This is a genomic window from Streptomyces sp. NPDC056480, assembly GCF_042795405.1.
GTDB lineage: Bacteria > Actinomycetota > Actinomycetes > Streptomycetales > Streptomycetaceae > Streptomyces.
Window position 1 is genome coordinate 173773 of the sequence record NZ_JBHTSA010000003.1, and the last position, 17897, is coordinate 191669.

17 protein-coding genes are annotated in these 17897 nt (G+C 72.6%); 13 read left to right on the forward strand and 4 right to left on the reverse strand.

What is annotated here, in order from left to right; genetic code table 11:
• The 3 genes from ACFQ79_RS03140 (at window position 1) to ACFQ79_RS03150 (ending at window position 2085) form a co-directional block, all read left to right on the forward strand.
• The gene (locus ACFQ79_RS03140; protein WP_383579081.1) at window positions 1-786 is read left to right on the forward strand and encodes a hypothetical protein; all 786 of its coding nucleotides are present in this window, start codon (window positions 1-3) and stop codon (window positions 784-786) included.
• Window positions 783-1766, forward strand: coding sequence for a serine/threonine-protein kinase (locus tag ACFQ79_RS03145; protein ID WP_383579082.1), 984 nt, complete (start codon window positions 783-785; stop codon window positions 1764-1766). Before ACFQ79_RS03140 ends, ACFQ79_RS03145 begins: the two co-directional genes overlap by 4 nt.
• Window positions 1767-1929: 163 nt before the next feature.
• Window positions 1930-2085, forward strand: coding sequence for a hypothetical protein (locus ACFQ79_RS03150; RefSeq protein ID WP_383579083.1), 156 nt, complete (start codon window positions 1930-1932; stop codon window positions 2083-2085).
• Between the two features lie 150 nt (window positions 2086-2235).
• Here ACFQ79_RS03150 and ACFQ79_RS03155 read toward each other — a convergent pair whose 3' ends face one another.
• A complete protein-coding gene (locus ACFQ79_RS03155; protein ID WP_383579084.1) occupies window positions 2236-3207 on the reverse strand; it encodes a helix-turn-helix transcriptional regulator in 972 nt (323 codons plus the stop codon).
• A 155-nt stretch (window positions 3208-3362) separates the two neighbouring features.
• Between ACFQ79_RS03155 and ACFQ79_RS03160 the strand changes: the two genes are divergently transcribed.
• Together ACFQ79_RS03160 and ACFQ79_RS03165 are read left to right on the forward strand one after the other, a co-directional pair.
• Entirely contained in the window at window positions 3363-3758 is a 396-nt protein-coding gene (locus ACFQ79_RS03160) for a RidA family protein (protein ID WP_383579085.1), read from the forward strand.
• A gap of 145 nt (window positions 3759-3903) precedes the next feature.
• Window positions 3904-5094, forward strand: coding sequence for a hypothetical protein (locus tag ACFQ79_RS03165; protein ID WP_383579086.1), 1191 nt, complete (start codon window positions 3904-3906; stop codon window positions 5092-5094).
• A 147-nt stretch (window positions 5095-5241) separates the two neighbouring features.
• Here the strand turns inward: ACFQ79_RS03165 and ACFQ79_RS03170 are convergent, their stop codons facing one another.
• Window positions 5242-6603: a streptophobe family protein gene (locus ACFQ79_RS03170; protein WP_383579087.1), complete on the reverse strand. Its 1362-nt coding sequence runs from the start codon at window positions 6601-6603 to the stop codon at window positions 5242-5244.
• 175 nt (window positions 6604-6778) lie between these two features.
• Between ACFQ79_RS03170 and ACFQ79_RS03175 the strand changes: the two genes are divergently transcribed.
• The 3 genes from ACFQ79_RS03175 to ACFQ79_RS03185 all read left to right on the forward strand — a co-directional run bounded on the left by ACFQ79_RS03175 (window position 6779) and on the right by ACFQ79_RS03185 (window position 10599).
• Window positions 6779-8218, forward strand: coding sequence for a DUF6777 domain-containing protein (locus tag ACFQ79_RS03175; RefSeq protein WP_383579088.1), 1440 nt, complete (start codon window positions 6779-6781; stop codon window positions 8216-8218).
• 342 nt (window positions 8219-8560) lie between these two features.
• Window positions 8561-10030 carry a PLP-dependent aminotransferase family protein gene (locus ACFQ79_RS03180; protein WP_383579089.1) on the forward strand — a complete coding sequence of 490 codons (1470 nt, stop codon included), beginning with the start codon at window positions 8561-8563 and terminating at the stop codon, window positions 10028-10030.
• Between the two features lie 65 nt (window positions 10031-10095).
• Window positions 10096-10599 carry an FBP domain-containing protein gene (locus tag ACFQ79_RS03185; protein WP_383579090.1) on the forward strand — a complete coding sequence of 168 codons (504 nt, stop codon included), beginning with the start codon at window positions 10096-10098 and terminating at the stop codon, window positions 10597-10599.
• A gap of 45 nt (window positions 10600-10644) precedes the next feature.
• Here the strand turns inward: ACFQ79_RS03185 and ACFQ79_RS03190 are convergent, their stop codons facing one another.
• Window positions 10645-11853 carry an acyl-CoA dehydrogenase family protein gene (locus ACFQ79_RS03190; RefSeq protein WP_383579091.1) on the reverse strand — a complete coding sequence of 403 codons (1209 nt, stop codon included), beginning with the start codon at window positions 11851-11853 and terminating at the stop codon, window positions 10645-10647.
• 136 nt (window positions 11854-11989) lie between these two features.
• Here ACFQ79_RS03190 and ACFQ79_RS03195 point away from each other — a divergent pair, with 136 nt between their 5' ends.
• On the forward strand, window positions 11990-13186 hold the full coding sequence (locus tag ACFQ79_RS03195) for a CaiB/BaiF CoA transferase family protein (protein ID WP_383579092.1): 1197 nt from the start codon (window positions 11990-11992) through the stop codon (window positions 13184-13186).
• An 81-nt stretch (window positions 13187-13267) separates the two neighbouring features.
• Window positions 13268-13939, forward strand: a complete 672-nt coding sequence (locus ACFQ79_RS03200) for a GntR family transcriptional regulator (RefSeq protein WP_383579093.1) — start codon at window positions 13268-13270, stop codon at window positions 13937-13939.
• Window positions 13940-13975: 36 nt separating this feature from the next.
• Here the strand turns inward: ACFQ79_RS03200 and ACFQ79_RS03205 are convergent, their stop codons facing one another.
• Complete coding sequence (locus tag ACFQ79_RS03205; protein WP_383579094.1) at window positions 13976-14404, reverse strand: VOC family protein; 429 nt, start codon at window positions 14402-14404, stop codon at window positions 13976-13978.
• Window positions 14405-14443: 39 nt separating this feature from the next.
• Between ACFQ79_RS03205 and ACFQ79_RS03210 the strand changes: the two genes are divergently transcribed.
• The 3 genes from ACFQ79_RS03210 (at window position 14444) to ACFQ79_RS03220 (ending at window position 17860) form a co-directional block, all read left to right on the forward strand.
• Window positions 14444-15022: an exonuclease domain-containing protein gene (locus tag ACFQ79_RS03210; RefSeq protein WP_383579095.1), complete on the forward strand. Its 579-nt coding sequence runs from the start codon at window positions 14444-14446 to the stop codon at window positions 15020-15022.
• Between the two features lie 49 nt (window positions 15023-15071).
• A complete protein-coding gene (locus ACFQ79_RS03215) occupies window positions 15072-15665 on the forward strand; it encodes a TetR/AcrR family transcriptional regulator (protein WP_383579096.1) in 594 nt (197 codons plus the stop codon).
• A 134-nt stretch (window positions 15666-15799) separates the two neighbouring features.
• The gene (locus tag ACFQ79_RS03220; RefSeq protein ID WP_383579097.1) at window positions 15800-17860 is read left to right on the forward strand and encodes a discoidin domain-containing protein; all 2061 of its coding nucleotides are present in this window, start codon (window positions 15800-15802) and stop codon (window positions 17858-17860) included.
• The last annotated feature ends 37 nt before the right edge of the window (window positions 17861-17897 follow it).

Below are 17897 nucleotides of genomic sequence, written 5' to 3' on the forward strand. Positions count from 1 at the left end.
GTGAGCGTCCCCGTACCCGAGTACGTGCCGGACTTCCGGCCCACCCATGTCGTACCGCGTGACGGTCTCGACACCTGGGAGGGGCCGGATCCGGAGCTGCCCACGACACCGCTCGACGCGTTCCTGCCGGTGCGCCTGGAGGAGCGGGCCGGTGACTGGGGGCGGATCCTCTGCTCCAACGGCTGGACGGCCTGGGTCGACGCGCGGCTCCTCGTCACCGTCCCGGACGACCCGCCGGCGGCGGGGCAGCCGCTCACCAGGACCGCCGACCCGCGCCCGCTGATCGCCCGCGCCGAGGACGCGCTCGGCCGCTACCGGCGGGCGGCGGAGGCGCTGGGGGCGGGGCGCCTCGACGGCGAGAACTTCCGGCTGCGGACGCGGGGGCTTCGGGTGGGCATGGTCGTCGACGGCGAGTCGGTGTGGCTGTACGACGCGGAGCACGAGCGGTGGGTGTACTGCGACGGGGTGGGGCTGAGTACGTACGCGGCGTCGTCGGCGCCCTCGGTCGCCTCCCCGTTGTCCCCTGTGTCGCCCGCCGTCGACGCGGCGAACCCCGACGAGGCCGCGGAGGCCGGCGGAGGCGACGGTCACGAGCAGCCCGTCGACGCTCCCCCCGAGCACGAGCCGACCCAGGTGGTGCTGCGGGGCGACCCGCCGCCGGCCGCGGGACCGCCACCGACCCAAGCCGTGCCTCGGCCGCAGGCGGACCCCGCCCCGGCCGCGGCGCCACCCCCCACCCAGATCGTGGAGCGCCCGCCGCCCCGAACGGCCGGTGAGGAGGGATGACCGGCGCCCCGCGCGACGAACCGGAGCTGCCGGCGGGCCGTCCCTCCGGCCTCCTCGGCAAGGAGATCGCGGGCTACCGGGTGGAGAGCGAGATCGGGCGCGGCGGGATGGCGGTCGTGTACCGGGCTCGTGACCTGCGGCTCGACCGGACGGTGGCGCTGAAGCTGCTCGCCCCCGAGCTGGCCCGCAACGACACCTTCCGCAGGCGCTTCGCGCACGAGTCGCGGGTCGCCGCCTCGATCGACCACCCCCACATCGTGCCCGTCTTCGACGCGGGCGAGACGGAGGGGGTGCTGTACATCGCCATGCGGTACGTGGCGGGGCAGGACCTGGTGGCCCTGCTGGACCGGGAGGGGCCGCTGCCGCCGGGGAAGGCGGGGCGGATCGCCGTGCAGGTGGCTTCGGCCCTGGACGCGGCGCACGCCCACGACCTGGTCCACCGGGATGTGAAGCCCGGCAACATCCTGGTCGCGGAGGGAACGGACCGGGACCATCCGGAGCACGTGTACCTCACGGACTTCGGTCTGACGAAGAAGTCGCTGTCGCTGACGGGGTTCACCACGGTGGGCGAGTTCGTGGGCACGCTGGACTACGTGGCGCCCGAGCAGATCTCGGGGAAGCCGGTGGACGGCCGGTGCGACGTGTACAGCCTGGCGTGCGTGGTGTTCGAGACGCTGGTGGGAGCGCCGCCGTTCCGCCGCGACACCGACTGGGCGGTGCTGTGGGCACAGCAGTACGACCCGCCGCCCCCGCTCTCCGAAGTCCGGCCCGGTTTGCCGAAGTCGGCGGACGCGGTGTTCGCGAAGGCGCTGGCGAAGACGCCCGAGGAGCGGTACGGGACGTGCCTGGAGTTCGTGGCCGAGCTGCGGGCGGCGCTGACGGCGGGCGGTGGCGGGCCGGTCGTCACGAAGGGCCGGGACCCGCTGACCCCGCCTCGGGACCCGCCCGCGTGGGCGAGTCCGGTGTTCCGGAGCCGTTAGGTCGTGAGGCGGTTCCTCCGCGTCACCGACCGAGTACCGGCCCCGCGTTCCTGAGTACGCGCCTGAGTACGCGACCCCTTCGGCCCCGGAACCCCCGCGTGCGAAAGTGCGTCCATACGGGCCGGGGGCCGGGGGTGGCCCCGGGCGGGGAGAGGGGACGAACGTGGACCTGTTCGACGGAGAGCTGGGCGGTCGGGACGAGCACCAGGTGGACGCGGGAGGCGGCTGTTCCTGGTTCTACGTGGTCCTGATCGGGCTCGCGGTCCTCGTGGTCGTCGGCATGAACTGGTTCTTCGACTTCGTCAGGAGCCTGTTCTGACGGTGCCCGCGGGCCCGCTGGCGCTCGCGCACCCGAGGGCCTCGTCGACCAGGCCGCGCAGTTCCCCGTCCTGAAGGATCCTCCAGCAGGTCGGCCGGCGCCGCTCGCGCCTCGTCGGCCGGCTCCCCGACCCGGCCGACGGCGGTCTCCTCAGGCGGGGGCTCCGTAGCGGTCGGCCAGTGCGGTGGCGCGGTCGTGCAGGGCGGTGCGCAGGGACCGCGGTGCCAGGGCCTCCGCGTCCATGCCGAGCTGCCACAGGGCCCATTCGGCGTGTCGTGCGTCCTGGTAGGTCAGCTCCAGACGCAGCCGGCCGTCCGCGTCCGGCTCCTCGGCACGGACGGCCACCGCGGTGTCGAGGAGGTCCTCGCGGCGCGCCGGGTTCACCCGTACCAGGACGGTGAGGTGGCCGTCGCTGAGGAACCGCGCTGAGCGTTCCCGCCAGATCCGGTCCAGGTCGACCCGGTGGGGCCGCTCGGCCGCCTCGGCCAGTTCCTCGGCGGCCAGCACCCGCGACAGCCGGTAGGTGCGGTCCTCGCCGTCCCGGGTGGCCAGCAGGTAGCCCCGGTCGCGCACCGTGACCAGGCCGATCGGGTCCACCGTGCGCCACTCCGGTTCCTGGCCCGTGGCCGCGTAGCGGATGCGCAGCCTGTGCCCGGCGAGCACCGCGCGCCGGACCTCGATCATCGTGGTGCCGGCCACCTCGTCGGCGGCCGCCCGCCGCGAGAGCAGGTCCGTCTCCGGCTCGACGAGAAAGCGCTGGACCGCGTCGCTCGCGGTGGTCCGATGGTTCTCGGGCAGCGCGTCGAGAACCTTCCGCATGGCCGAGGCCCGCGCCGAGCCGAGGCCGAACGCCCGCTCCCCGCGCCCCGATCCGGCGGTCAGCAGGGCGAGGGCCTCGTCGTGGTTCAGCCCGGTGAGCTCGGTCCGGAATCCGGGCAGGAGGGCGAAGCCGCCGTGCCGGCCGCGCTCGGCGTAGACGGGGACGCCGGCCGAGGAGAGCGCCTCGATGTCGCGCAGCACCGTACGCGTGGACACCCCCAGCTCACGGGCCAGTGTGTCCGCGGTCAGGCGACCGCGCTGACGCAGCAGAAGCACCAGGGAAACCAGCCGGTCGGCGCGCATGCGAGAACGCTAACGGAATACATGACCAAGGGTGTCGTGATTCGTTGGGAGGCTCGTCAACACGACATCGGAGCAGGCGGCCGCCACGGCGATGGACGTACGCACTCCCCATGGATCGCCATGGGTCGAACGAATCGAATGGAGCTGATGTGGCGATGGAGCGAACCGCGGTCAACCCGGTGACGTGGTCGGTGGAGATGGGGTTCAACCAGGGTGAGCTCGTCTCCGGGCACACGCGGACCCTGTACGTCTCGGGCCAGACGGCGATGAGCGACGAGGGCAAGCCGCAGCACGAGGGGGACATGGCGGGGCAGTTGGCGCTGAGCATCGACAACGTCGAGGCCGTACTCGGTGAGGCCGGCATGTCCCTCGCGAACCTCGTGCGGCTCAACGTCTACACGACCGACGTCGACCTGCTCTTCCAGCACTACGGCGAGCTGGCGGGCCGGTTGGGCGCCGCCGGGGTGGCGCCGACCACCACGATGCTCGGGGTGACGCGCCTGGCGATCCCCGGCCAGCTGGTCGAACTCGAGGGAACCGCCGTCGCGTGACGCGACCGTGGCGCCTCCGCTCCTCGCACCGGTTCGGCCGGCGCGAGGAGCGGACCGGCTTCGCCGGCACCCACGCCGACACCGCCGGTGCACGTCGCTCGTCGACCTCCACGTGATGACGCGGGAAACGGTGACGCAGGAAACGGTGACGCGGGAAACACGGAGAACAGGGCAACCATTCGGCGCCGTCATAGGTCTCCTGTTCGATCACGCCGGTGATCGAGCCTACGAGGAGACCATCATCACCGCCATACGCAAGACCCTCACCGCCACCGCAGTCGTCGGCGCCGTCCTGGCGGGTTCGGCCGCCTGTGGCACGGTGGAGCAGCTCTCCGCCGGGAAGAAGCTGGACCAGGCCTTCGAGAAGCTGGGCAAGGAGAAGTCGATCTCCTTCGAGCTGGACCTGGACGTCGACGCGAAGACCCTCAAGCTGTTGGACGCCGAGTCGGACCCGGCGCCCGGCGAGGAGATCCCCGACGAGGCCACGGAGCTGATCAGCGGTGCGAAGATCAGCGTCACCGTGGAGTCGAAGAAGGCGATCGACGAGTCCGAGGAGAAGGACTTCGTCGGTATGGCCATGAAGGTCAGCACCTCGGGCGGTGACCTCCTCGACTACCGGGTCGTCGGCGACTACACGTACGTCCGGTCCGACGTCGAGGCCCTCGGCAAGGCGATGGGCGCGCCCATGCCGCCGGCCGACCAGCTCCCTCCGGAGGCGAAGGGCCTCAAGAAGGTGCTGGACGGCGAGTGGATCAAGCTCAACACCAAGGAGATGGAGAAGGCCGGCCAGGACATGGCCAAGGGCATGGGCGAGGAGGCCGGCGCCACGCCGTCTCCGGAGGCCTCTCTGGACCCCAAGACCCAGAAGAAGCTCGTGGAGGCCCTCCGCGAGGTCATCGCCCGTGAGGTCGACTTCAAGACGGCCGGCGGCCAGGACGGCACCGAGCACATCACCGCCACGGCGCCTCTCCGCACCCTGCTCACGAAGCTGATCGGCGAGCTGCGTCCGCTGACCAAGGACCTGCCGCCCGGCATGGACCTGCCTTCCGACAAGGACCTGAAGGACACTCCCGACACCAAGGTGTCGGCCGACTTCACCCTCAAGAACGGCGAGCTGACCGAGGTGTACGTCGACCTCGCCGAGCTGGCGGAGAACGCGAAGGTCAAGAAGTTCGGTCTGGCCCTGAAGATGAGCGGCGGCACCAAGACGGTGGCCCCGGCCGGTGCCACCGAGATGAACCTGGAGGAGCTCATGGGCGGCTTCTTCGGCGCCATGATGCCCGACGAGGGCCTGGAAGAGGGCTTCGGGGAGGACTTCACCGAGGGCGCCGCGTAAGCACCCGGCGGAGCACCCGGTCCCGTGCACGGGGGAGGCACAGGACCGGGCTCTTCCTCACGGTACTGGCCGCGGGCCCTGCCGCGAAGGGTTCCGGCCCGTCACGGTCTTCTCGGTCGTCCCCGGCGCCGACGTACTCGGCCCGTCCTACTTCCGCGGCCTTGGCGGCGGAGCCCCGGTCCTGCTCCCGGTCTCGCCCCGGCGGCGGACGCGGGTGGCGAGCAGGCCGCCCAGGAAGCCGAAGAACAGGCCCCAGAGGAGGGCGAAGCCGACCGTCCTCCAGACGTGGGGGCGCAGGATCACCTCGCCGCCCAGGGAGTCCAGTTCGCCGATGCCGAGGACCGAGAGGCCGAGGCGCGCCTCCACCAGAGTCAGGGGGGCCGCGACCAGCATCGTCAGCGCGAAGGCGATTCCCAGGTGCAGGGCGTGCTGCCAGAGCCTGATCCGCGCCGGGGAGCGGACCGCGGCCACGAAGGCCGCCGCGAGGACCAGGACGGCCGCCACCGGGAGCAGCCACCACGCCCGGGCGTCCTCCGCCGCGAGGGTGCCCAGGTCGATCGTCGAGAGGTCCGTGCTGTCGCCCGTGCCGTCGCCCTGGCGCAGGACGGCGTCGAGGATCTGCGGCATCGGCAGGCCGAACGGGCCGTCGACCCTGCCCTCCCAGGAGCCTCCGATGCCCACGCCGAGCGCCAGCCAGGTGACGTTGGGCAGGCCGAGCAGGAGGACGGCGAGGGTCTCGGCGGCGTGGCCCTTGGTCGCCGCGACCACCACGCCGATGACCAGGCCCACGACCACGTACGCGAGGAGCAGCAGGAGCATCGCGTACGCCGCCGGCCGTACGGGTTCGTGGTAGCGGACGAACCGGGGCGGCAGCGGGGTTCTGCGGGAGACGAGGAGCGCGACGACGAGCACGCCGAGGATCCATAGCAGCCCGTAGAAGAGGGTCGGTCCGACGTCGGTGCGGAAGCCGACGGTGGGGTTCACGGCGTCGAGCAGCTCGCCGAAGATGTCCATCACGGCGTCCTGCTCGTTCCCGCCGCCGATGGTGAGGGGGAAGTCGTGCCGGGCGACGGCGGAGACGCCCGCCAGGGCCACGAGCCAGAGGACGACCGTGCTCACGACGCGGAGCAGGAGCTCGCGTGATTCGGCCACCGCGTGGTGCCTCAGGGGCCGCAGGAAGCAGTAGCCGGTGACCAGTGCGCCCACCAGGGTGACGGTCAGCGGCATGGCGGTCAGTTCGGCCTGGGTTCCGGCGAGGCCGCCGGCGTCGCCGGAGAGTTCGACCTTGCCGCCCGCGGCCATGACGACGACGGCGGCCAGGACGGCGGTGAAGCCGCCGGGCAGATCGCCCGCGCCCGCCGCCCAGAGGCCGAGACCCGCGACGATGCCCATCGCGACGAACCCGGCGACCACCGCGGCCAGGGACTGCAGGCCGACGCGGGCGAGAAGCCCGGTGGTGGTCGCGGCGGGCCGCGTGGAGGTGGGGAGCCGACTGCTCACCCTGCCCACGCTAGTACCGGTGCCGGTCGGCCGCTTGTGGACGGGACCGCACGGGTACGGCCCCGCCGGTCGGCCGCTCGTGCGCGGCCGCTCCTGGCCGGGCTCTGCCACTCGGGAGTCTCCGCTTGCGGGTACCCACCGTTCGGCGCACACAATGGGCCCGGAACGGAAGAAAGGGAAAAACGTGACTTCCCACCCGCCGTCCGGCCCTCCGTCGGTTCCTCCCGCAGGTCCCCCCTCGGGCCCTCTCTCGGGCCCTGGCGCACGCCCTGGATCCGCCGGACCCCCACCACCGCCCCACGGACCGCCCCACAGCGGCGCGGGCGGCGGCGGTTCGGGCGGCGGCCGTTCCTCCGGCGGTGGCGGTTCCTCCGGCGGTGGCGGCGGTGACGGTTCAGGGGGTGCCGGCGGTCCGGGCGGCACCGGCGGTTCCGGTGACGGCACCCCCGGCACCCCCGGCACCCCCGGCACCCCCGGCGACGGCGGCCGCGGCAAGGGCCCCTGGTGGCGTTCCGTCCCGAAGGTCGCCTCCATCACGGCTGTCGCGGTCGCGGCCGCCGCCCTGGCCGTGGTCCTCACCAACAGCCCCGACGACAAGAACGACACGGCGGGCTCCGGTGGCGGCGAGGTGTTCCTCCAGAACGCGGCCGCGTCCGGTCCCGACCCGTTCACCAAGTCGACGGCCCGCACCGGGACGGCCTCCGCCTCGCCGGCCTCGCTGCCTCCCCGTACCTCCTCGGCCACCCCCGAGGTGTCGGGCTCGACACCCGGCCTCTACGGCGGGACGCAGTCGGTGGCCAGCTGCGACGTGGAGCAGCAGGTCCGCTATCTCTCCGCCGAGCCCGCGAAGAACACCGCCTTCGCCTCCACCCTGGGCATCCAGGCGAACCAGGTGCCCGGCTATCTGCGCTCCCTGACCCCGCTTCAGCTCCGGGCCGACACCCGGGTGACGAACCACGGCTACAAGAACGGCGCCGCCACCACGTACCAGTCGGTGCTCCAGGCCGGAACGGCGGTCCTGGTCGACGACCGCGGGGTGCCCCGGGTGCGCTGCGCCTGCGGCAACCCGCTGACCCCGCCGGTGGCCCAGAAGTCCCCGAAGACGACGGGCACGCCGTGGCAGGGCTACAACTCCAGCCAGGTGGTCGTGGTGGCGCCGTCGGTCACGGTCGTCAACATCTTCGTGGTGTACGACCCGGAGGACGACAGCTGGTTCGCACGGCAGCAAGGGGACCACGGCAAGAACGACAAGCCGACCCCGCCGCCGCCCCCGCCGCCCACCAGGTCCCCGTCGACCTCGGCGTCCCCGTCCACCTCGACGTCGACGTCCCCGTCCGTCTCCCCTTCGACGCCGGTGCCGTGCGTGACGGTGACGGGCGACGAGACCCCGACGCCGAGCGACGGCGTGACACCCTCGCCGTGCCCCTCGACGCTCACCCCCTCGGAGTCGACGTCCTCGCCGCCGACCTCACCCCCGGACACGTCCCCGTCCACCGATGTGCCCCCGTCCGACACCACGCCCTCGGACGACACGACCCCGCAGGACGACACGTCGCCGTCGGCCGACGCGTCGGCGTCGGAGTCGGCGTCGGGCCCCGAGCCCGCGCCGGTCACGGAGAGTTAGGCGGTCGGGCCGGCGACGATCCGGCCGGTGCCGCTCACGGCTGCTCCACGGGGCGAGGACGGGTGGGCACGGGGGGCGCCTTCATCTCCGTGCGCAAGGCCCGCGAAGCCCGCGACGCCCGCGGGATCCCCCGGTTCCGCAGGCTCCGCAGCCGCGCCCCGATCCCCAGGGGCCGCACCGCCCGCTCCTCCGCACGCTGCTGCCACATCCGCTCGTCACGGTCGGTGAAGTGTCCGGACATCGGTCGTCCCCTTTCCCCGGTGAAAGTTGGCCACCAGGCCACTGGAAAGGAGTCTGTAACCTTATTGGCCCGGACAGCAGAGCCAATGAGGAGTGATTGGCATGGCAGTGGCACGCGTCGTCCATACAGCGGACCGGACCCTCACGGGCCGTCAGCTGGCCTCGCTCCTCACCCCGCCCCCGGAGGGCCGGTTCGGCTACCGGGAGCTCGCGCGGGCCGTCCGGGAGGCCCTGCTCGACGGCCGGGTGGCCCTGCGGCTGCGGCTGCCCGCCGAGCGTGAGCTCGCCACGGTGCTCGCGGTGAGCCGGACGACGGTCACGGGGGCGTACGACCTCCTCCGGGAGAGCGGGTACGCGCACAGCCGACGGGGCGCGGGCACCTGGACGGCGCTTCCGGAGGGCCAGGCCCCGACGGCGCTCGGGGCCTTCCACGACGACACCGGGGCGACCATCGACCTCGCCCTGGCCTCGCCGGAGGCCCCCGCCGAGGAACTCTCCGCCGCGCTGGCCTCGGCCGCCGCCGAGCTCCCCCGCTACGCCGCCACGCAGGGCTACCACCCGTACGGGCTTCCCTCGCTGCGTGCCGCCGTCGCCGCGCGCTACACCGCCCGCGGTCTGCCGACGCTCCCGGAGCAGATCCTCGTCACCACGGGTGCGCAGCAGGCCCTTTCCCTGGTGCTGACGCTGCTCGGGCGGTCCGGCGACCGGGTGCTCGCCGAGAACCCCTCGTACACCAACGCCCTCGACGCGATGCGGGGCCGCCTGCTCCGCATCACCCCGGTGCCGGTCACCGAGACCGGCTGGGACACCGGGCTCGTCGACGCCGCGCTCCGGCAGACCGCGCCGCGGCTCGCCTATCTGATCCCCGACTTCCACAACCCGACCGGGCACCTGATGCCGCAGGAGCAGCGGCGCGACCTGGCCCGGTCGGCGCGGGCCACCGGGACCTGGCTGGTGGTGGACGAGACGCTGACGGACATCGCGCTCGACGTGCCCGCGCCGCCGCCGTTCGCGGCGGCGACCGCGGGCGGTGACAGCGAGCAGATCGTCTCCGTGGGCTCGCTGAGCAAGAGCTGCTGGGGCGGTCTCCGGGTCGGCTGGGTGCGGGCCACGTCGCGGGTCGTGACCGAACTCGCCCGGGTGCGGATCACCGCGGACCTGTCCGGTTCCGTGCTGGACCAGTTGGTGGCCGTCGCCCTGATGGACCGGCTCGACGCGATCCTGCCGCGGCGCCTGTCGGAGCTGCGGCTGCGCAGGGACGCGCTGGCCTCGGCCCTGGCCCGCCATGTGCCGGAGTGGCGGTGGACGGTGCCGCCCGGCGGGATGTGCCTGTGGATCGACCTGGGCCGACCGGGTGCCTCCGCCCTCGCGGCCCGCGCTCTGCGGCACGGGGTACGGGTCGAGGGCGGCGCCCGGTTCGGTGTGGACCCCGGCACGCACGAGCACCGGCTGCGCCTTCCGTTCACCCTGCCCGAGGACGTCTACGAGCCGGCGGCGGAGCGGCTCGCCGCGGCCCTCGACGGGGCTCCTGGGCGCTTCGCCGACCCGGCGCTGCCGGACTGGGTGGCCTGAGGCGCTCCTCGCCGCGGGGGCTTATTCGGATGCCCTCCGACCGGGGTCCGTGTACGGTCCACCGAGTGGAACCATTGACCGACAAACAGATCCGCTCGTCCTTCGTGAACTGCACCAAGGGCGAGGCGGCACGCCTCAAGCTGCCGCTCGACTTCGCGGAACTCCCCTGGGAGGACCTGGACTTCCTCGGCTGGATCGACCCCGGTGCGCCGCTCCGCGCCCACCTGGTCGTCCCGCGCGCGGACGGCCCGGTCGGCGTGAGCCTGCGGGTCCCGGCCGCCGGGCGGACCAGCGCCATGAAGTCGAGCATGTGCCAGGTGTGTCTGACCGGGCACGCGTCCTCGGGCGTCACGCTCCTGGTGGCGCCCCTCGCCGGGCCCCGGGGCCGCGAGGGGAACACCGTCGGGATGTACCTCTGCGCCGACCTCGCCTGTTCCCTGTACGTGCGGGGCAGGCGGCAGCCGAAGCTGCGCGGGCGGCGCCAGGAGGAGTCCCTCACGCTCGACGAACAGGTCGCCCGCCTGACGGGCAACCTGGACGCCTTCGTCGACCGGGTGACGTCGGGCTGAGCCGGCGTCGGGCCGGCCCATGTCGGACCGGCCTTCCCGCAGGGCTCAGCGGAAGGCCTGTTCTCCGGTGAGCGCCTTGCCGATGACCAGGGAGTGGACCTCGCTCGTGCCCTCGTAGGTGAGCACCGACTCCAGGTTGTTGGCGTGGCGCAGCACCGGGTACTCCAGGGTGATGCCGTTGGCGCCCAGGATCGTGCGGCACTCGCGGGCGATGGCGATGGCCTCGCGGACGTTGTTCAGCTTGCCCACGCTGACCTGCTCCGGGGTGAGCGCGCCCGCGTCCTTGAGCCGCCCCAGGTGGAGGGCGAGCAGCATGCCCTTGCCGAGTTCGACGGACATGTCGGCGAGCTTCTGCTGCGTCAGCTGGTACGAGGCGAGGGAGCGGGCGAAGACGGTCCGGTCGCGGGCGTACGAGATCGCCGTCTCCAGGCAGTCGCGGGCGGCGCCGAGGGCGCCGAAGACGATGCCGAAGCGGGCCTCGTTGAGGCAGCCGAGCGGCCCGGACAGGCCCCGGGCCTCCGGCAGCACGGCGTCGGCCGGGAGGCGGACGTCCTCCATGACCAGTTCGCTGGTGACGCTCGCGCGCAGCGACAGCTTCATCTTGATCTCCGGGGCGCTGAACCCGGGGGTGCCGGCCGGCACGAGGAAGCCCCGTACACCGTCCTCGGTGCGGGCCCAGACGACGGCGACGTCGGCCACCGAGCCGTTGGTGATCCACATCTTCGTACCGTTGAGGATCCAGTCGGAGCCGTCGCGCTTGGCGTTGGTCCGCATGGCGCCCGGGTCGGAGCCGGCGTCGGGCTCGGTGAGGCCGAAGCAGCCGATGTACTCCCCCGCCGCCATCTTCGGCAGCCACTGCTGCTTCTGCTCCTCGGAGCCGTACTTCCAGATGGCGTACATCGCGAGCGAGCCCTGCACGGAGACGAGCGAGCGCAGTCCCGAGTCGACGGCCTCGAGCTCCAGACAGGCGAGGCCGTACGCGACGGCGTCGGTGCCCGCGCAGCCGTAGCCCTCCAGGTGCATGCCGAGCACGCCGATGCCGCCGAGGGTGCGGGCGAGTTCGCGGGCCGGGATCTCGCCCTTCTCGAACCAGCCGGCGACGTGCGGGCGCAGCTCGCGGTCGGCGACGGCGCGCACGGTCCGGCGGATCTCGCGCTCCTCGTCGGTCAGCAGTCCGTCGATGGCGAGCAGGTCGAAGGGGTGGACGGGGGCGGAGCTGGACTGCGACGACGATGGCGACTGCGACGACTTCACGGACGGCCTCCTGGCGGCTGTGGCGACTCGGCGAGGCGAAGCGTAGCCCCAGACCGGATATTGGATCCAGTATTGAAAATCCCATATCCCGGCCGTACGGTCCGGAGGGATCCGATCGCCAGCGAGGGAGAGCGGAATGCGCGCAGACCAGCCGGGCGCACCGGGGCCGACGGCGGCCGGTGCCCTGTCCGGGATCGTCGTCGCCGACTTCGGCCGGGTCCTGGCGGGGCCGTACATGACGATGCTCCTCGCCGACCTGGGCGCGGACGTGATCAAGATCGAGCGGCCGGGGTCCGGCGACGACACGCGCGCGTGGGGGCCGCCGTTCGCCGGCGGCGAGGCCACCTACTTCCTCGGGGTGAACCGCAACAAGCGCTCGGTCGCCCTCGACCTCACCGACCCCGACGGCCTGGCGGCGGCGCGCGCGATCGTGGACCGCGCGGACGTCCTGGTGGAGAACTTCCGCCCCGGCACGATGGAGAAGCTGGGCCTCGGGTACGAGGACGTGCGGGCGGCCAACCCCGGTCTCGTCTACTGCTCGGTGACCGGCTTCGGCACCGACGAGGGCGCCCGGCTGCCCGGCTACGACCTGCTCGTCCAGGCCATGGGCGGTCTCATGAGCGTGACGGGCGAACCGGACGGGCAGGGGACGAAGGCCGGGGTCGCCCTGGTCGACGTGATCACCGGGCTGCACGCGGGCATGGGCGTCCTCGCCGCCCTCCGCCACCGCGAGCGCACCGGCGAGGGCCAGCGGGTCGAGGTCTCGCTGCTCTCCTCCCTCCTCTCGGCGCTCACCAACCAGGCGGCCGCCCACCTCGGGGCGGGGGTCGTGCCGCGTGCGATGGGCAACCGGCACCCGAGCATCGCTCCGTACGAGGTGTTCGAGGCGCGGGACCGGCCGCTGGTCCTGGCCGTGGGCAACGACCGGCAGTTCCGCGTCCTGTGCGAGCGGCTCGGCCTGCCCGGACTCGCCGAGGATCCGCGCTTCGCGACCAACACGGCCCGGGTCGCCCACCGGGACGAGCTGGTGGCGGCGCTCTCCGGGCCGTTGGGGACCCGTACCGCCGACGGCTGGTTCGGGGAGCTCACCGCGGCCGGAGTGCCGTGCGGGCCGATCAACGACCTGGCCGCCGCGTTCGATCTCGCCGACCGTCTGGGGCTCGCCCCGCGGGTCCCGGAGTCCGCCGCCGGTCCCGGCCAGGTCGCCCATCCGGTCCGGCTGGGCGCGACCCCGCCGACGTACCGCGCCGCTCCCCCGCGGCTCGGCGAGCACACCGGGAGCGTGCTGGCCGCCCTGGGGCGGGCGGAGGAGAGCGCCGCGGAAGGTCCGTGACCCCGCGCGCGTAGGAAGATGGTCGGTGCCGGTGGAGAGAGCGTCCGGTGGGCAGCACGAGGGATCGGAAGGTCACAGGCGATGAGCAGCGCGGTGCAGAAACGGCGGCCGCAGACCGCCCAGCAGTTCGTTCTGGAGGAACTGCGGCGCGCCATCACCAGCGGGGAGCTGAGGCCCGGCGGGCAGATCCGCCAGGATGCCCTCGCGGCCCGGTTCGAGGTGAGCCGGGTGCCGCTGCGCGAGGCCCTGAAGGCCCTGGAGGCCGAGGGTCTGGTCGTCCATCACATCCACCGGGGCTACTTCGTCGCCGAGCTCTCGCTCGCCGATCTGGAGGAGATCTACCGGATCCGTGAACTCCTGGAGTCGGAGGCCGTACGGATGGCCGTGCGGCGGATGCCGGACGGCGTCGTGGCCGCGCTGGAGCGCGTCCAGCGCGAGGTGGAGCAGGCGGCCGACGCGGGCGACGTACCGGCGATGGCGGCGGCGAACCGGCGCTTCCACTTCACGCTCGTCGAGGCGTCGGGGATGCCGCGTCTGGTCCGTCTGATCGCGACCCTGTGGGACTCCACCGACGCGTACCGCTCGCTCTACTACACCGAGGACTCGCACCGGAAGCAGGCCGTCCGCGAGCACCGCGCGGTCATCTCCGCCGTCCGGCACGGCGACGAGGACGCCACCGTCCGCTGGTTGGACGAGCACAGGGCGCACGCGGTGGCGGCCTTGCGGAGGGTCCTGGACCTGGAGCGGGACTGAATCCCCGCCGACGGTGCTCGCCGACGGGGCGCACGCTCAGTCGAGACAGAACTCGTTGCCCTCGACGTCCCGCATCCCGATGCAGGCGTCGTGCCCGTCGTACAGCAGGCGCTCGCGTACCGCGCCGAGCGCCAAGAGCCGTGTGCACTCGGCCTCGAGCGCGGCCAGGCGCTCCTCGCCCACGAGCCCGGTGGCGACCCGGACGTCGAGGTGCACCCGGTTCTTGACGGCCTTGCCCTCGGGTACGCGCTGGAAGTACAGCCGCGGGCCCGCACCCGAGGGATCGGTGCACGCGAACCACGCCCCCCGCTCCTCGGCCGGCCGCGAGAGGCCGTACTCCTCCCAGGTGCCGGAACCCTTGGGCGGCGGCGGTACGACGTACCCCAGCACCTCGCACCAGAACCGTGCGACGCGCTCGGGATCCGCGCAGTCGAAGGTGACTTGGAACTCCCTGATCAACGGCATCGGCGCACCCTAGCAGGGGCACCGATTAGGCTTCTCGCCATGGATCACGGGGGATTGGTCAACATCGTCGACGTCGAGGCGACCTGCTGGGAGGGCGAACGCCCGCCCGGCGCCGTCAGCGAGATCATCGAGATAGGGCTGACGGTGGTCGACCCGGGCGCGGGTGAACGGGTCTCCCGGCACCGGATCCTGGTGCGGCCGGCCCGATCGAAGGTCAGCGCGTTCTGCACCGAACTGACCGGACTCACCCAGGCCGAGGTCGACACCGGTCTGGACTTCGCCGCCGCCTGCCGGCTCCTGGCGACCACGTACGAGGCGGGGCTGCGCCCCTGGGCGAGCTGGGGCGACTACGACCGCAAGCAGTTCGCCCACCAGTGCCGGGTCTCCGGCACCCCGTATCCCTTCGGCCGCCACCACACCAACGCCAAGGCCGTGTTCACCGAGGCGTACGGCCTGCGCAAGCGCCCCGGCATGGCGCGCGCCCTGGAGATCGCGGGACTGCCCCTGGAGGGGCGCCACCACCGGGGCGAGGACGACGCCTGGAACATCGCGGCGCTGGTGCTGCGGCTCGCGGAGCGGGGCGCGTGGCCGCCGGCCGGCGCCGTGGACGTTCCGTAGGCGCCTCGGGGACCTGCGGTTACCCTGGCGCCGGACGCGAGGAGGAACCATGGGGCGGATGCCGTCGGCCGAACGACGCAGACAGCTGGTCGACGCGGCGATCAGGGCGATGACCAGGGACGGGGTCGCCCGGACCACCACCCGGTCGATCTGCGCGGAGGCGGGTGTCTCGCTGAGCGTCTTCCACTACTGCTTCGAGTCCAAGCAGGCCCTCCTCGAAGCCGCGATCGAGACGATCAACAGCGACTACGTGGCGCGCGTGATGTCGGCGGTCGAGCCGGGTGCCACCCTGCGCGAGACCGTACGGGGCGCGCTCCAGTCGTACTGGGACCACGTCACGAGCCGCCCGGGCGAGCACATGCTGACGTACGACCTGACCCAGTACGCCCTGCGGGAGCCGGGGTTCGAGCATCTGGCGCGCGCCCAGTACGAGCAGTACGTGCTGTCGGCGGGCGCGCTCGTCGAGCAGGTCCGCGCGATGCGGGACATCGAACCGCGGGTGCCGGTGGAGACGGTCGCCCGGTACCTGGCGGCGGCGATCGACGGTCTCACCCTCCAGTTCCTGGTCGTCGGGGACGAGAAGACGGCGGCGACCCTGCTCGATCTGACGGCCGATCAACTGGTCTCGCTCATCGGCGAATAGGGTCCGCCCGTGCACTCGGGGGAAGCCGCACGCCCATCAACAGGTCATCTGTCCCGGACTATTGACTCACTCCTCCATCACCGCGATCCTCGGGGCGCCCGGTACTCCCCCACCGTCCGGAGGCATCGCTGACCATGACTCGACCCGTTTCGCGCAGGACCGGCGGCAGATCCGCCCTCCTCGCGCTGTTCCTCGCCCTGTCCGCCGTCCTCTTCGGCTCCGGTCCCGTCCCCGCCGCCGCCGGCGGTGCGTGGTGGGAGCCCACGTCCCGGCCCGCGGCCGACTCGCAGATCAATGTCACGGGCACGCCGTTCACGGGAACGGACGCGCAGGGCAAGGTGCGCGGCTTCGTCGACGCGCACAACCACCTGATGTCCAACGAGGGGTTCGGCGGCCGGCTCATCTGCGGCCAGACGTTCTCCGCGGCGGGCGCCGCCGAGGCGCTCAAGGACTGTCCCGAGCACTACCCCGACGGCTCGGGCGCGCTGTTCGAGAACATCACCGGCGGGGCCGACGGCCATCACGACCCGGTCGGCTGGCCCTCGTTCAAGGACTGGCCCGCCCACAACTCCCTGACGCACCAGCAGAACTACTACGCGTGGGTGGAGCGCGCCTGGCGCGGCGGGCAGCGCGTCCTCGTCAACGACCTGGTGACGAACGGCCTCATCTGCTCGATCCTGCCCCGTGACCGGAGCTGCGACGAGATGACGTCGATCCGCCTCCAGGCCCGGAAGACGTACGAACTCCAGGACTACGTCGACGGGATGTACGGCGGCCCCGGCAAGGGCTGGTTCCGGATCGTGACGTCCGCGGCGCAGGCGCGCTCGGTGATCGAGCAGGGCAAGCTCGCGGTCGTCCTGGGCGTCGAGACCTCGGAGCCCTTCGGCTGCAAGCAGATCCTCGATGTCGCACAGTGCAGCAAGGAGGACATCGACCGCGGTCTCGACGAGCTGTACGGGCTCGGCGTCCGCAGCATGTTCCTGTGCCACAAGTTCGACAACGCGCTCTGCGGTGTCCGCTTCGACTCCGGCACCATCGGTACGGCGGTCAACATCGGCCAGTTCCTGTCGACGGGCACCTTCTGGGCGACGGAGAAGTGCGCGGGCCCGCAGCACGACAACCCGATCGGGCTCGCGGCCGCCCCGGTGATGGCCTCCAAGCTGCCGCCGGGCGTGAGCACCCCCTCGTACGCCTCCGACGCGAAATGCAACACGCGTGGTCTGACCCGGCTCGGTGAGCACGCCCTGCGGGGCATGATCGACCGGGGCATGATGCTGGAACTCGACCACATGAGCGTCAAGGCCGCCGGGCGCGCCCTGGACATCCTGGAGTCCGAGGAGTACCCGGGCGTCCTGTCCACCCACAGCTGGATGGACATGGACTGGACGGAGCGGCTCTACAAGCTGGGCGGTTTCGTCGCCCAGTACATGCACGGGGCCGAGGGCTTCATCGGGGAGGCCGCCCAGAAGGCCGAGCTGCGCGCCAAGTACAAGGTCGGTCTCGGGTACGGCACCGACATGAACGGTGTCGGCGGCTGGCCGGGCCCGGTCGGCAGCGGGGCCCCGAACGCGGTGAAGTACCCCTTCCGCAGCTTCGACGGCGGCTCGGTGATCGACCGTCAGGTGACGGGCGAACGCACCTGGGACCTCAACACCGACGGCGCGGCGCACAACGGCCTGGTCCCGGACTGGGTCGAGCAGATCCGGCTCAGTGGCGGCCAGGGCGTCGTGAACGAGCTGGCCTCCGGCGCGGAGTCGTACCTGACCACGTGGAAGGCGACCGAGAACCACGAGCCGGGGGTCAACCTCGCGAAGGGCGCGCCGGGTTCGGCGAGCTCCTCGGAGTGGAACCCGTTCGTCAGCTACGCGCCGGGCCGCGCGCTCGACGGCGACACCGGCTCGCGCTGGGCCAGCGACTGGTCGGACGACCAGTGGCTGGGCGTGGACCTCGGGGCCGTCCGCAGGGTGGGCCGGGTCACCCTGGACTGGGAGCGCGCGTACGCGCGTCAGTACCGGATCGACGTGTCGGAGAACGGCACGGACTGGCGGACGGTGTGGTCCACGGACGCCGGTGACGGCGGGTACGACACGGCGGAGTTCCCGTCGACGTCGGCCCGTTACGTACGGATCCACGGCGAGCGGCGGGCGACCCAGTGGGGCTATTCGCTCTACGAGGTCGCGGTGCACAGAGCCTGAGCAGATGAGCGGGGGCCGGCCGGATCGTCCTGCGATC